Annotated in this window: 17 protein-coding genes; all 17 read left to right on the forward strand. The window is 60.5% G+C overall.

Annotated features, from left to right (window positions below; all coding sequences use genetic code 11):
• The first annotated feature begins 33 nt into the window (after positions 1-33).
• The 17 genes from pilM (at position 34) to TAMC210_RS08270 (ending at position 14,017) form a co-directional block, all read left to right on the forward strand.
• On the forward strand, positions 34-930 hold the full coding sequence (gene pilM / locus TAMC210_RS08190) for a type IV pilus biogenesis protein PilM (protein ID WP_254388626.1): 897 nt from the start codon (positions 34-36) through the stop codon (positions 928-930).
• A gap of 1 nt (position 931) precedes the next feature.
• Complete coding sequence (locus TAMC210_RS08195) at positions 932-1,480, forward strand: PilN domain-containing protein (protein ID WP_173298328.1); 549 nt, start codon at positions 932-934, stop codon at positions 1,478-1,480.
• A gap of 62 nt (positions 1,481-1,542) precedes the next feature.
• Positions 1,543-2,814, forward strand: a complete 1,272-nt coding sequence (gene pilO / locus TAMC210_RS08200; RefSeq protein ID WP_173298329.1) for a type 4a pilus biogenesis protein PilO — start codon at positions 1,543-1,545, stop codon at positions 2,812-2,814.
• An 80-nt stretch (positions 2,815-2,894) separates the two neighbouring features.
• Positions 2,895-4,298, forward strand: coding sequence for a TldD/PmbA family protein (locus TAMC210_RS08205; RefSeq protein ID WP_173298330.1), 1,404 nt, complete (start codon positions 2,895-2,897; stop codon positions 4,296-4,298).
• Positions 4,298-5,650 (forward strand): TldD/PmbA family protein, encoded by a 1,353-nt coding sequence (locus tag TAMC210_RS08210; RefSeq protein ID WP_173298331.1) that lies wholly within the window; start codon positions 4,298-4,300, stop codon positions 5,648-5,650. The genes TAMC210_RS08205 and TAMC210_RS08210 overlap by 1 nt, the downstream gene beginning before the upstream one ends.
• Positions 5,651-5,959: 309 nt before the next feature.
• Complete coding sequence (gene aroQ, locus TAMC210_RS08215; RefSeq protein WP_173298332.1) at positions 5,960-6,415, forward strand: type II 3-dehydroquinate dehydratase; 456 nt, start codon at positions 5,960-5,962, stop codon at positions 6,413-6,415.
• Positions 6,412-7,488 (forward strand): M24 family metallopeptidase, encoded by a 1,077-nt coding sequence (locus TAMC210_RS08220; protein WP_173298333.1) that lies wholly within the window; start codon positions 6,412-6,414, stop codon positions 7,486-7,488. The genes aroQ and TAMC210_RS08220 overlap by 4 nt, the downstream gene beginning before the upstream one ends.
• A 14-nt stretch (positions 7,489-7,502) precedes the next feature.
• Positions 7,503-8,060, forward strand: a complete 558-nt coding sequence (efp, locus tag TAMC210_RS08225) for an elongation factor P (RefSeq protein ID WP_173298334.1) — start codon at positions 7,503-7,505, stop codon at positions 8,058-8,060.
• Positions 8,061-8,101: 41 nt separating this feature from the next.
• Positions 8,102-8,557, forward strand: coding sequence for a CD1247 N-terminal domain-containing protein (locus TAMC210_RS08230; protein ID WP_173298335.1), 456 nt, complete (start codon positions 8,102-8,104; stop codon positions 8,555-8,557).
• 104 nt (positions 8,558-8,661) lie between these two features.
• Entirely contained in the window at positions 8,662-9,720 is a 1,059-nt protein-coding gene (gene spoIIIAA / locus TAMC210_RS08235; protein WP_173298336.1) for a stage III sporulation protein AA, read from the forward strand.
• Positions 9,714-10,232: a stage III sporulation protein SpoIIIAB gene (gene spoIIIAB / locus TAMC210_RS08240; protein ID WP_173298337.1), complete on the forward strand. Its 519-nt coding sequence runs from the start codon at positions 9,714-9,716 to the stop codon at positions 10,230-10,232. The genes spoIIIAA and spoIIIAB overlap by 7 nt, the downstream gene beginning before the upstream one ends.
• A gap of 14 nt (positions 10,233-10,246) precedes the next feature.
• Entirely contained in the window at positions 10,247-10,453 is a 207-nt protein-coding gene (gene spoIIIAC / locus TAMC210_RS08245; protein ID WP_173298338.1) for a stage III sporulation protein AC, read from the forward strand.
• Positions 10,454-10,498: 45 nt separating this feature from the next.
• A complete protein-coding gene (spoIIIAD, locus tag TAMC210_RS08250) occupies positions 10,499-10,888 on the forward strand; it encodes a stage III sporulation protein AD (RefSeq protein WP_173298339.1) in 390 nt (129 codons plus the stop codon).
• A 19-nt stretch (positions 10,889-10,907) separates the two neighbouring features.
• Positions 10,908-12,122 carry a stage III sporulation protein AE gene (spoIIIAE, locus tag TAMC210_RS08255; protein ID WP_173298340.1) on the forward strand — a complete coding sequence of 405 codons (1,215 nt, stop codon included), beginning with the start codon at positions 10,908-10,910 and terminating at the stop codon, positions 12,120-12,122.
• A 9-nt stretch (positions 12,123-12,131) separates the two neighbouring features.
• On the forward strand, positions 12,132-12,749 hold the full coding sequence (locus TAMC210_RS08260; RefSeq protein ID WP_173298341.1) for a stage III sporulation protein AF: 618 nt from the start codon (positions 12,132-12,134) through the stop codon (positions 12,747-12,749).
• 5 nt (positions 12,750-12,754) lie between these two features.
• The gene (locus TAMC210_RS08265; protein ID WP_173298342.1) at positions 12,755-13,360 is read left to right on the forward strand and encodes a hypothetical protein; all 606 of its coding nucleotides are present in this window, start codon (positions 12,755-12,757) and stop codon (positions 13,358-13,360) included.
• A 39-nt stretch (positions 13,361-13,399) separates the two neighbouring features.
• Positions 13,400-14,017 (forward strand): SpoIIIAH-like family protein, encoded by a 618-nt coding sequence (locus tag TAMC210_RS08270; RefSeq protein ID WP_173298343.1) that lies wholly within the window; start codon positions 13,400-13,402, stop codon positions 14,015-14,017.
• Positions 14,018-14,056: the final 39 nt, after the last annotated feature.

The following is a 14,056-nucleotide window of genomic DNA, read 5'->3' on the forward strand; positions in this document are numbered from 1 at the left end:
GGGAAAACCTGGTGGGAGGAGAGGTTAGGGGTGATGTGGCCGGTGGGGCGGAGGCAAAAAGGTCTACTGGGGATCGATATAGGAACGGCTCAGATTAAGGTCGTGGCCGTGCAGGGTAGGGGCCGGGTGTACCGGGCGGTGGGAGAGGCGCCGCCTGGTGGAATCGATAATGAAGAGGAGATGGCGGCCGCCCTGGCCCAGGTAGTGGAGGAAACGGGTTGGCAGGGCCGCCAGGTGGTAAGCGCCGTGGACGGGCCCCGGGTGATGGTGCGGTATTTGCAGCTTCCGCCCATGCCGGAGAGGGAAGTGCGCGCCGGCCTCCCCTATGAAGCCGATAAGTATCTGCCGGTAGGGACCGGAGATATGGTGCTGGACTGCGCCGTCCTTGACCCGGAGCCCGGCCCCCGGGAGCAAATAGAAGTCCTGCTGGCCGCCGTACCCCGGGAGCTGGCCCTTTCCTACCACCGCCTCTGCCAAAGGGCCGGCCTGGAGCTGGTGGCCCTGGACATTGTACCGGCCGCCCTGTGCAGGGCCCTGGCAGCGGAGACCGGGAAGGAAGAGGCCATTATACTGGACCTGGGGGCGAGTTCGAGCCAGGTGGTCCTAGTGAGGGGGGGAAGGCTCCTCTTCAGCCGGAGAATAGGCTCCGGTGTGCCGGCAACCCGGCCGGCAGATACTTCGGGGGAATTTAATACCCTGCTGGATCTGCCCCAGGAGGTCCGGCGGTCCCTGGAATTTTACGGATCCCAGACTGGCAGGGGGGTAAACCCATCCAGGGTGTTCCTCACCGGCGGAGGAGCCTATGAAGAGGGACTTATAGATTTCTTACATATGGAGCTGGACCTGCCCGTGGAGGTGGGTAGGCCCTACGGCCTGGGGCCTGAATATGCCGTGTCTCTGGGCCTAGCCTTGAGGGAAAGCAGGGGATAAGATGGCCGCACGAGCAGTAATGGTCAATTTGCTTCCGCCGGAACTACAGCCTCCCCGTCCTTCCTCCTTCCGCCGGCTGGGTAAAGTGGCAGGCGTTCTTTTATTGGGCGGAATATTAATGCTGTATCCGGCTTTTTTAGTGGCCGGCCGGGCCACCGCAGAAGATTTGCGGGATGTCGAGGAGGAGCTGGCCTCTTACCTGCCCCGGGAACAGGAAGCGCGGGCCCTTGAGGAGCGGATAAACACCCTGCGCCGGCAGAAGGCCGAGATGGAAGCTGTAGTACGGGAGAGGCGGAAGTGGTCGGAGTTGCTGGAAGAGCTGGGAGCCGCCCTTCCCGCCCAAGTGTGGATGACCGAACTGGAAGTCGCCTCTTCCGGTGAGATCCTCTTTACCGGCCGGGCTACTTCCCTGGCTGCCGTGGGGAAATTCCTGGCGGCCGTGCAGTCCCTCCCCTTCTGGCAAGAGGTGGAACTCCGGTCGGTCCAGGCCGTCCCCGAGGACAAGACCCTTCTGGAATTCACCATCAGGGCCGCCTTCGCGGAGTCCTGAGGGACTGGCCCCGGAGTCCAAACCCAGAAGGCCGGACGAGGAAACAGGAGGAATTGGCGCAAATGCAGTGGCCCCAATACCGCACTTTAAGTGCCCGGGAGAGACGCTTGCTCATCCTCCTTCTAGTGGTGGTAGTTACGGTGTTTGCCTACCGGGTGGTATGGGCCCGGCAGTTGCCCTACTACAGGCAGTTAAAGGCCCAGTTGGCGGACCAGAAGGACAAACTGGCGGCCGCGCAGGAGGCCGCCGGCCGGCTGGACCTGCTAAGGGAAGAACTGGCCCGGGCAGAAGCCGAAATGGAGGAGTGGAAGGAACAGACGGGTATTATCCTGCAAGAGAGGGAAGAGTTTTTGGCGGCGGCCCAGCCGCGGCAGGAAGGGGTAAGGGTCGTGACCTTGCGCCCCCAGGAACCGGAACAACGGGGGAGTTTCATGGTATACCCCTTTCATATTGCCGTTGAGGGGGCCTACCCTAAGGTAAAGGATTACATCCACCAGTTGGAGGGCCTGCCCGCCCTAACGGAGATACGGGACTTGAGGATAGCGGCCAAGGCTGGAAACGCAGGACTGGTGGAGGCCAGCTTCATGCTGGATTTTTATCCCCTGGGTGATGGAGGTACGGTGGGCCGGGCGGCAGCTCTCTTGCCATCGGGCCGGGTCGATATATTCATGCCCCTGGTCGGCGGTAGCAGGGGATCTGGGGAGGCTGAGCCGGATAATGGCTCGGTCGGTGGCCGGCAGAGCCTGCCCGCCCGCGCTCCGGCGGCACCTGACCCGCCCTCGCCGCCTCCGTCCCGGTCAGGTGCGGCCAGGGACGGCGGGCCGGGGGATGAAGACGGTACCGGTGGTCCCGAATATCGTTTCCCCTCCCGGGGCAGCGGTCGCCCCCGGGCCGGAGCCCCGTGGCTGGAGGGCATGAGGGTTTTGCGCAATGTGGGGCCCTTTTACTACCCCGCCGGCCGGAAGATTGCCATCGGAGGGCGACAATTCGAGCACGGCCTGGTGGTGGATCTGGAGGGGAAGGGGGACGGGGCCGAGGCGGTGCTGGACCTGGGGGGCGGCTACTTGAACCTCCGGGGCTTCATAGGGGTGGAGGATGAAACCATGAACACCCGCGGTAACCTCGTACTCCGCATAAAGGGCGATGAGCGGGAACTATTCGTGAGTTCGCCTCTGGAGCCCGGCAGGTATCCGCAGTATGTGGAAGTAGAAGTGGCGGGAGTTAAGCGGCTGGTCCTCCAGGTCGAATGGGTGGAAGGAAAACGGGGCGACTACGACCGCCTGCGCGCCGCCCTGGCCGATATGGTTTTCGCGGCCGCGGAGAGGAATATTTGACCACCTCTTGAATTATACTAGGGAGTACTTTTGAATACTCTAATTCTGTATAAGGCTTCGGGGAAGTAAGGGGTGTAACCATGTTATTCGCACCGGATGATTTAAAAGCCATTTTAGAGGCCGCCCTGGAAGGGGGCGGGGATTTTGCCGAAATTTTTCTGGAGCGCCGCAGGACTACGGGGATAAGCTGCGAGGACAACAAGATAGAACGGGTCCACTCGGGCCTCGACCAGGGCGCCGGTATCCGGGTGATACGGGGAGACAACACCGTATACGGCTACACCAACGACCTCACCAGGGAAAGCCTGCTGGAGACGGCCCGGGAGGTAGGGAAGGCGGCGGGCGGCCGGGGGACCAAACCGGAGATCAGGTGGCAGCAGCCCCAACCCAATTGGGATTTCCAGGTAAAGAAGCGTCCCGACCAGGTACCCATAGAAGAAAAAGTGGCCCTGGTCCGGCGGGCCAACGAGGCGGCCAGGGCGGTAGACACGCGCATCGTGCAGGTAAGCGTGGCCTACGGCGATGTAATCCAGGAAGTCACCATTGCTAACAGCGATGGCGTGCTGGTGGAAGACGAGCGCATCCGCTGCCGGTTTATGGTCAACGCCGTGGCCAGTGATGGGAGAATCATCCAGACCGGCTACGAGTCGGCCGGCGGTCTCATGGGCTTTGAGCTTTTTGAAGAAAATGACCCTGTGGAGCTGGCGAGAAGGGCTGCAGGCAGGGCGGTACGCATGCTGGAGGCCAGGCCCGCTCCGGCCGGGAGGATGACGGTGGTTATGGCCGGCGAGGCCGGGGGCACTATGATCCACGAGGCGTGCGGCCACGGTCTGGAGGCCGACCTCGTCCAGAAGCAGCTTTCGGTATATGCCGGAAAGAAGGGCCAGCAAGTGGCTTCACCCCTCATTACCGTCATAGATGACGCCACCATCCCGGGCAAATACGGTTCCTTCAGGTTTGACGATGAAGGCCAGCCCGGGCAGAGGACGGTGCTCATCAAGGACGGGATATTGCAGGATTACATGTACGATTATCTGACGGCCCGCAAAGAGGGACGCCGCTCTACGGGCAACGGCCGGCGGGAATCTTACAAAGACCGGCCTATTCCCCGCATGACCAATACCTTTATCGCCCCGGGCCGTGACGATCCCCAGGCCATCATCCGGGAAACCCAGAAGGGGCTTCTGGTCAAGCGTATGGGCGGGGGCCAGGTCAACACCACCAACGGAGACTTTGTCTTTGATGTGGCGGAGGGCTACCTCATCGAAAACGGGCAGATCGGGCCGGCCGTGAGGGGTGCCACCCTCACGGGCAACGGGCCGGAAGTGTTGAGGATGGTGGACCGCGTAGGCAATGACTTAGGCTTTAGCCTCGGGACGTGCGGCAAGGACGGGCAGGGTGTGCCAGTCGGGGACGCGCAACCCACAATTCGCATCCCGGAGATGGTGGTGGGAGGTATCCTGGAGGAGGAAGGAGAAGACTGATGGATTATCCGGCTAGTGCTAAGAAGTACCTGGCCCTGGCCCAAGAGGTAGTTGAAAGGGCTGCCAGGGGCGGGGCGGAAGCGGAGGCCTATATAATTGCGGGAGAGGACTTGAACATCGAAATAAGGGAGCAAGAAGTGGAAGCCCTTACCACGGCCCGCGAGAGGGGTTTGGGCCTGAGGGTCATAATCGACGGCCGGGTAGGCTTTGCGTATACTACGGATTTTAGCCGGAGCGCCCTGGAGGAAACGGCGGAGCAGGCCCGGGCCAATGCCGCCAGGGCCACTCCCGATGAGCACAATTGCCTGCCCCCTCCGGAGGAGTATCCGCACCTCGACCTCTTTGACCCGCAAATAGAGGATACGCCTTTGAAAGATAAGATCGAGCTGGCCAAGGAGATAGAGAGGCAGGCACGTGCGGCCGATGGACGGGTCAAGATCACGGAGAGCTGCTCCTACAGCGACAGCCGCTATATAGTGGCGGTGGCCAACTCCCGGGGCGTCGGTGCCACCTATTACGGGGCCAACTGCGGTGCCAGCATTTTTGTGGTGGCGGTGGAGGGCGAGGAAAGCCAGACGGGCTTTGGGCTGGCTTACAGCCTTAAGATGGCCGACCTCGACCCTGCCCGGATCGGTAGGGAGGGTGCGGCCCGGGCCGTGCGCCTCCTCGGCGGCAAAAGGATACCCACCCAGCGGGCCCCGGTAATCTTCGATCCCTATGTTACCGTGAACTTTCTGGGGGTTATCGCCCCGGCTCTGGCCGCCGATGCCGTCCAGAAGGGCAAATCCCTCTTCCGGGGCAAGGTTAGAGAACGGGTTGCCTCGCCCGTGGTCAACATCATCGACGACGGGCGCCTGGCCGGGGGGCTGGCTTCGGCCCCCTTTGACGGGGAAGGGGTGCCCACCCAGAGGACGGTCCTCGTAGAGGGCGGTGTGTTGCAGGGATTTCTCCATAATACCTACACGGCGGCCAGGGAAGGGGTGCGCTCTACCGGGAACGGGGCCCGCGGTTCCTTTAAGGCTACCCCCGAGGTGGGGACCACCAACATTTACTTGGAGGCCGGGGACCGGACGCCGGAGGAATTGGTCCGGGAGGTATCCCGCGGCCTCTACGTAACCGACGTCCTGGGAATGCACACGGCCAACCCCATCTCCGGCGACTTTTCCGTAGGCATCATGGGGCTCTGGATAGAACACGGCGAGTTTGCGGGGCCGGTAAGGGGAGTAGCCATAGCCGGTAATATAATCGAGCTCCTCAAGTCCATTGAGGCGGTGGGATCCGATCTCACCTTTTTCGGATCCACCGGGGCCCCCAGCATCCGCGTTGCCGGCATGAGCATCAGCGGTACTTAGCTGGCGTATCCCCGGTTTTGATGAGGGTGATTTAGCTCGTAAGCGAGCGACTGGAGCCGAGCGGAAGACCAAACTCAGCAAAACTGAGGACGGAGGGGGGGCCGAGGCCATAGACGGCCGGGGGCCGGCTCCTGAGGCACGGAAGCCGAATGAGCCGGGAACCCCGCCGGAGGCCGAGAATTGAGTGCTAGTTTGGTCCGCGAGGCTCACGGAGCGAGCGGGGGCTAAATCACGCCTAGCCAAAAAGTGGGGATGGCTCAGGGTACTTAGGCCTACTCAAACCGGCAAATATATGGTAAAATGCTGCCCATGAAGATCTTAGTTATCCACGGTCCCAACTTGAACCTCCTCGGTACCCGGGAGCCGCAAATCTACGGGCATACGACCTTGGACGAAATCAACGCCCTCCTAAAGGATACGGCGGATGCGGCCGGGGCGGAGATAGAGTTTTTCCAGTCCAACCACGAAGGGGCCATTATCGACCGGCTGCAGGAAGCCCGGGGGGTGGTAGATGCTGCGGTTCTAAACCCCGGGGCCCTGGGCCACTATAGCATAGCCCTGCGCGACGCCCTGGCGGCCGTCGATTATCCGGTGGTAGAAGTACACCTGTCCAACATTTACAGCCGGGAAGCCTTCCGGCGGCAGACCGTGACGGCCGGAGTGGTTCAGGGGCAGATCACCGGGTTCGGACCCCTGAGCTATCGCCTGGGCTTGCTAGCGGCCCTGGAACTGGCCCGAAATAGGAAGAAGGAGAAGGCTCCTTGAGGCGCCTGGAACGGCTGCGGTTAGCCATGGACCAACAGAACATACCGGCCCTTCTGGTGAGCAGCCCGGCCAACCGCTTTTACCTGAGCGGCTTCACCGGCGACAGCGGTTATCTTTTGGTGACCCGGACCGGAAGATGGCTTCTCACCGACGGCCGTTTTGTGGAGCAGGCTCAGGAGGAAGCGCCGGCCTTTGAAGTCGTCCGGGTTGGGCAGGATCCCTGGAAGGCCCTGGGCGAAGTGGTGGCCCGGGCCGGCGTTGATGAGCTTTATCTGGAGGAAGAGTACGTCACGGTGGCCGCCTACCGCCGCCTCAAAGAAGGGATTGGAGCTTGGCCCCGCAAGGTGGTTTTAAAGCGGGCCCGCGGCGTGGTGGAAAAGTTGCGCCTCACCAAAGAAGGGACGGAAATAGAACTTCTCCGGCAGGCCATCTCCATAGCCGACCGGGCCTTTGATCACATCCTGCCCTATCTAAGGCCCGGGGTCAGGGAAAGGGAAATCGCCCTGGAACTGGAGTATTTCATGCGGCGGGAGGGTGCCAGTGCCGCTTCTTTTCCCACCATTGTGGCCAGCGGCCCGCGGTCGGCTCTGCCCCACGGGGTGGCCGGGGAGCGCCGCCTGGCTCCGGGAGACCTGGTGGTGCTTGATTTCGGCGCCGTGTACGGGGGCTACCATTCGGATTTAACCCGTACGGTGGTCCTCGGCCCGGCTTCTCCCGAGCAGCGCCGGGTGTACGATAAAGTTAGAACGGCCCAGAGGCTAGCCCTGGAGGGGTTGAGGGCCGGTGTGCCGGGGCGGGAAGTAGATGCCTTGGCCCGGGTTTATCTGGAGGGAGAAGGATTCAAGGAGAATTTCTCCCATGGCCTGGGACATGGAGTAGGCCTTGAGGTCCACGAGGGCCCGAGTTTGAGTCCCCGGGCGGAGGAACCCCTGGAGGCGAGTATGGTGGTGACGGTAGAGCCGGGCGTTTACATAGCCGGGTGGGGCGGGGTACGCATCGAGGATGTGGCCCTGGTGGGCCCGGAAGGCTGCCAGGTCTTGTCCCGCGCCAGCAAGGAATTCCTGGTATTGTAGGAGGTTGGACAGGCTTGATTTCCACCAATGATTTTCGTACCGGTTTGACCATTGAAGTGGATGGCGAAGTTTATACGGTTCTCGAGTTTATGCACGTAAAACCGGGTAAAGGTGCAGCCTTTGTCCGTACCAAGCTCAAGAATCGCCGGACCGGTGCCGTGATCGAGCGGACTTTCCGGGCGGGCGAAAAGGTTAACCGCGCCCACGTGGAGCGCCGCAAGATGCAGTATCTGTATAATGACGGCGATACCTACTACTTTATGGATACCGAGACCTTTGAACAGTTCTCCCTGCCCCGGGAGCAGCTGGACGAGACAACCAAGTATTTAAAGGACGATATGGTCATCGACGTACTCTTCTACCAGGGTGAAACCCTGGGCATCGAACTGCCCAACTTTGTGGAGCTGAAGGTAGTGGAGACCGAGCCCGGGATCAAGGGCGATACCGCTTCCGGCGGCTCCAAGACGGCGGTGGTGGAAACGGGAGCCGTAGTTCAGGTGCCCCTCTTCGTGGAAGTGGGCGATGTCATAAGAATCGATACGCGGACGGGAGCATATATTGAGAGGGTCTAGGGAAAGGTAAATTAATAATAAAGAGGAAGGGGTGCCTTAACGTGAAGGATTTGCGCAGACGCGTGGCGTACCTTCAGGGACTGGTAGCCGGGCTCCAACTGGAGGACAATAAGGAAGGGCGTGTACTGAAGGAAATTATATCCCTGCTGGAGGACATTACCGAGGCTATCCACGACCTGCACGAGGACTACGAAGAACTGGAAGAGTACCTGGAGGACATTGACGAGGACCTCTACGACCTGGAAAGGGAAGCCTATGCCGATGACTTGGAGGAGGAAGAAGACGAAGGAGAGGAAGACGAAGAGGGCGATTACGTAGAGGTTGAGTGTCCCCAATGCCACGAAATCGTGTGTTTCGACGCCGACGTCCTCGATGATGAGGAGGTAGTGGAGGTTACCTGCCCTAATTGTAACGCCGTTGTTTTTGTAAATGAGGAGGACAAAGGAGAACCTGCTGACCGGGAAAAGGGTGAGCAGGGCGATACCGAAGATATTTAAGCCGAGGCAGGCCGAAGGCGCCCCGGTCCCGACGGACCGGGGTTATTTTTTTGCATAAAATTGCCATGGGGGTAATAAGCATTATTGCAGGGAGGTAGGAAAATTTGACTACTTGCCGACCCCCATGGTCTGAAACTCCTCCTGCCCCCGCAGGGGTAGCCGAAGTACTTGATATCTTACCCCCTCACCTGAAAGAGATCCTTTTTAAACTGCCCCGGGCCCTGCAGGAGAGCCTGGAGGAAATACGCCTGCGTTCCAACCGGCCCCTGCATGTGCGCTGGTTGGGCGGGGAAGGATGGATCGACGTCCGGGGGAAGCCCACGGCCGTGGCGGGCGAAGCCTACCAGGTAAAGCCCCAGGACCTCCGGCATGCGGTACAAGCCCTGACGGACAACTCCCTGTACGCCTGGGAAAACGAGTTGCGTTCGGGGTACGTGACGGTTAAGGGAGGACACCGCGTGGGCCTGGTAGGCGAGGCAGTAGTGGAAAAAGGGGAAGTGCGCACCCTTAAGAACATCGGCGCCTTGAACATTCGCCTGGCCCGCAGCGTCGTAGGGTGTTCGCGTCCCCTGTTGCCCTACCTTATAAGGGAAAACGGCCGCCCTTATCATATTCTTTTGCTGTCTCCGCCCCGCTGCGGGAAAACCACCCTCCTCCGCGACCTGGTCCGCTCCTTTAGCATCGGAGTGCCCGAGCTGGGAATGCGGGGCCTGAATGTCGGGGTCGTGGACGAGCGGTCGGAAATAGCCGGCTGTTATCAAGGAATACCCCAGCTCGACGTGGGTCCCCGGACGGACGTACTGGACCGCTGCCCCAAGGTAAGCGGCCTTCTGATGCTCGTGCGTTCCATGGGGCCGGACGTCGTGGCCACCGATGAGGTGGGCCGGCCCGCCGAACTGGAAGCCCTCCAGGAGGTACTGCACAGCGGGGTCACCCTCCTGGCCAGTGTGCATGCGTCCACCTTGGAGGAATTAAAGGGGCGACCAGGCTGGACTCCCCTTTTGGAACAGGGGGTCTGGGAGCGCCTGGTGGTCCTGGGCCGCAGTCTGGGCCCAGGTACCGTAGAAGCCGTCCTTAGTGGGAAGGACGGCAGGCCTGTTTTGGTGGGGCCCTTAAGGCTGACGCCGGCGTCGGTCAACGTTGGGGGGAAGAAGGTGTGCTGAAACTCACCGGCGCAGGACTGGTAATCTTAAGTTGCGGGTTTTTGGGCTTAGGCCTTGCGCAGGCCTATTTCACACGCCCCCGGGAACTGCGCACCTTAAGTGCCGCTTTGAAGATGCTGGAGACGGAGATTGTGTTCACGGCTACTCCCCTTCCCTTGGCCCTGGCCCGGATAAGCGGACGCCTGGAAGAGCCCGTGACCCTTCTTTTCCGGGTAACCGCCAGGCTTCTCCAGGAGGAGCGCGGTCTGCCGGCCGCCGAAGCCTGGGAGCAGGGGTTAGAGGCCCTACGGGAAAAGAGCTCCCTCACCCCTGCGGACCTGGATATCTTACGCGTTCTCGGCCAGGGATTGGGGGCCTCCGGCCGGGAAGACCAGGCCAAGAATCTGGAACTGGCGCGCCAGCACCTGCACCGGCAGCTGGCGGCCGCGGAAGAAGATGCCAACCGCCAGGGGAGAATGTGGCGTACCCTGGGGTTCCTCCTGGGTGCAGCCTTAGCGTTGCTAATGTGTTGAAGGGAGAGAAGGCCATGTTAGGCGTTGACGTCAGCTTAATTTTTCGCTTGGCGGCCTTGGCAATTATAATTACCATTTTTTACACCTTCTTAAAACAGGCGGGAAGGGATGAATATGCCTATATGACCCTGCTGGCCGGCCTGGCCATTGCCCTCCTCTGGGTTATACCGGTGATTATGGAACTGTTTAATGCCGTAAGGGCCGTATTCCAGCTTTATTAACGGGAGCGGCCCGCGGTACCACCCCACCGGAGGGAGCTGGAGGCCGTGGAGATCTTTCAAATTGTAGGCCTGGGACTTACCGCCACTTTGATCATAGTAGTCATCCGCCAGGCCCACGCCCTGGAGACCGCACTTCTAATAAGCCTGGTAGTCGGTGCGGTCATTTTCCTCCTGCTGGTGGACCGTATCGGCGCGGTCATCCGGGTTCTCACCGATCTTTCCGACCGCGCAGGTATCAACCGTTTTTACCTCACCACCGTGCTCAAAATCATCGGTATCGCCTACGTGGGTGAGTTCGGGGCCCAGGTTTGTCGGGATGCGGGAGAGAACGCAGTGGCTAGCAAGGTGGAGCTGGCGGCCAAGGTTCTGATCATGGTCCTGGCCATACCCATTATCGTGGCCATCTTGGAGAGCATTGTTAAACTGCTGCCCTGAGGACGGGAGAGGCGAAACGGTGAAAACCCGGATACTGCCCGTCGTCTTCTTTATAGCGTTTCTTCTTATATACCCTCTTCCCGGAGATGCCGAGGAGATAATCCCGGTGCTTAAGGAAGAAGAAAACCGGGTTGCTTCGGCCCTGGACAAGTACCTGGAAGAACAGGTGCAGTCGTTAAACATAGATAGCCTTGACCGGTACCTGCGGGAGCTCGAACGGGAAGTGGGGTACTATATGCCCTCTTTAAGCTGGAGCCAGGTATGGGAAAACCTCCGCCGGGGGGAACTGCCGGTCCACCCGACGGAGCTCATAGAGGGCCTGGGAAGGTATTTTTTGCGCGAGCTCTGGGCGGGGGTAAAACTCCTCAGTCAGCTGGTAATCCTGGCCGTGGCGGCCGCTGTGCTGCAGAATTTGCAGGCTTCCCTGGGGGGGAGCGCAGGAAGGCTCGCCCACGGCATCGTCTTCTTGGCTCTTGCCGGAATGGCCCTGGCGTCCTTTACCCTGGCCCTCCAGTCGGCCGGCCAGGCCATCGACCGTATGGTGAGTTTTTTCCAGTCCCTCTTACCCATGCTGGTAACCCTCCTGGCGGCCAGCGGAGGACTGACCAGTTCGAGTTTGCTCCACCCGGTGCTTCTCTACAGCCTAACTATAGCCAACACTTTGACGCGCAATACCATTTTCCCGCTGATTTATTGCGGGGCCGTCTTGGGAGTTGTAGGCCAGATTTCCGACCGCTTTCAGATCGGCCGGCTGGCCGGGCTCCTGCGGCAGTTGTCCCTGGCCCTTCTCAGCCTCATGTTGACCGTGTTCACGGGGGTGCTTTCGGTCTACGGTATTGCCGGCTCGGTAGTGGACGGGGTGGGTCTAAAGACAGCGGAATTTGCCACCTCTACTTTTGTTCCGGTGGTGGGCAAGATACTCTCCGATGCCGTAACCACCGTGGCCGGGACTACCCTCCTCCTAAAGAGCGCCGTGGGCTTGAGCGGGGTGATAGTGATCTCCTTTCTCGCCGCCTTTCCCATGATTAAGATCGTATCCCTGGCCCTGATCTTCAGGGTGGCCGCCGCTCTGGTCCAGCCCTTCGGAGAAGACCGGTTATCCGATGCTTTAGAAGGTATGGGCGGCGCCTTACTTCTTATATTTGCCTGTCTGATAGCCGTCGCCCTGATGTTTTACCTGGCCATTGGAGTGGTGGTCCTCTTGGGCAATGTGGTAGTAGCCCTCAGGGGGTAGGTGAGGTGTTTGCTACAGGTTATTGGGGAAATAGTGAGGCAGGTCGCCCTCATAGCCATTCTCGCCGGCCTTCTGGAAATGATGCTTCCCCAGCAGACCATGAACCGATACGTTCGCCTGGTCCTCGGACTTTTTGTTCTGGTAGCCATACTTTCTCCGCTGGCGGAAAAGTTCGGCCGGGGGCAAGCTTTAGAAGTAATGGCCTGGGATTTCCGCCCCGGCAGTATAGAGGAGAAGGTGGAGACCCTCGCCCCATCTTCCTCCTGGCAAGGGGCTCCCGGGGATGCGGCCATGGCAATATTTAGGGAAAGGTTGGGTAGCCAGATGCGGGCTCTGATCGCTTTCATCCCCGGTGTAAGGGAGGCCGAGGTCGAGGTGGAGGTGGAGGGAACGCCTGAAGACCTGGCGAGGGCAAAGATCAGTAGCGTGGAGGTAACTGTAGAATGGGAAAGTAGCGCACGGCCGGAGGAGGAGAAGCCGGCCGGGGGGACGGGCGAGGAAGGGTCTCACGTGGCCGGCCTGCCCGCCGCTCCTGCCACCGAGGAGGAACTGGTGGCCCGGATTAAACAGACCCTAGCCTTCTTCTACGGGCTCGATCCCGGGGTAATAACAGTACGAGGGAGGTGAAGGCTTTGGGTAGGGAAGATTTCTGGAAGGGCTTGCGGCTGCCGGGCAAGCCCCCCTGGTATTTATGGGTCGGGGTGGGGGTACTGGTTTTGGGGACCCTCTTTATCTCCATCAGCGATGTGTCCAATCCGGGCGACCTCAAGGGGACGGCGCCCCCTTCCAGTCCGGAGACGGCCGGACAGGAAGGTGCCCGCGGCGGCGAGCTCTTTACCACGGCCCGGGCCCTGGAGGCTGAGCTGGAAGGGATCCTGGAAAAGGTGGAAGGGGCGGGCCGGGTCAAAGTAAGCGTGTCTCTGGCGGCCACCCCGGTCAAAGAATATGCCACCAATACCAGGGAAGTTCAGCGGAGCACGGAGGAAAAGGACCAGTCGGGGGGCACCAGGGTGACTACCGAAACCGATGAGGACGGCCAGCTCGTCTTGGCCCGTACCAGCACGTTACAGGGGGAAGAACCCGTGGTAGTGCGGGAATCCAGGCCGGAGATCCAGGGTGTAGTAGTGGTGGCCGAGGGGGGGAGCGACCCTTATGTGCGGCTACGGCTGATGGAGGCCGTCAGGACGCTGTGGGCTCTGGCTCCCCACCAGGTCGAGGTTTTACCCATGCAGAATTAGAGACCAAGTATTAAACCTTGGGGGAGGATAAAGGGAAAGATGCGGAAGATCAAAATAAACGATAAAATGCGGGTCCTGATCGCCTTGGTATTAACCTTCGGAGTTCTGGCTTACCTGGTGCAGGGTGAACAGGAGATGGCCAAACCCGGGGGGACGGGGCTGCCTTCCGAGGGGCCGGCGCAACAGGCGGCCGAGGAGTCTGCCGCAGGCGCCGCCGCAAGTGCCGGTTCCTCGTCTACTTCCGAGGATTGGAACATAAAGGCGGAAGAAATTCTGGAAGATGCCGCCAACAAGGCCGGAAAGGGCGACGCGGCCTTCTTTGTAGAGTATCGCCTGGAACGGGACCGCCGCCGCAGCCAACAGATCGAGCTCTTGAAGCAGATTGTAGATAATCCCAACGCCACCGGAGAAGGGAAACAGGAAGCCCAAAAACGCCTGGTGGACCTAACCCAGCAGATGGACCTGGAGCTCCAGTTGGAAAAACTAATCGTAGCCAAGGGATACCAGGAAGCAGCCGTCTTTATTCAACCCAATGCAGTCAATGTTATCGTCATGGCCGACCAGTTCACCGCGGAGGACGCCTACAAAATAGGCGATCTGGTTTCCCGTTCCACGGGGCGGCCCCGGGAGCAGATCAGCATTATACCCCGGCAATAGACAATGGGTGAACAACCTTCCCCGGGTCTTAGAGCTCCG

It is taken from the genome of Thermanaeromonas sp. C210 (assembly GCF_013167955.1).
Taxonomy (GTDB): Bacteria; Bacillota; DSM-521; order Neomoorellales; family Neomoorellaceae; genus UBA12545.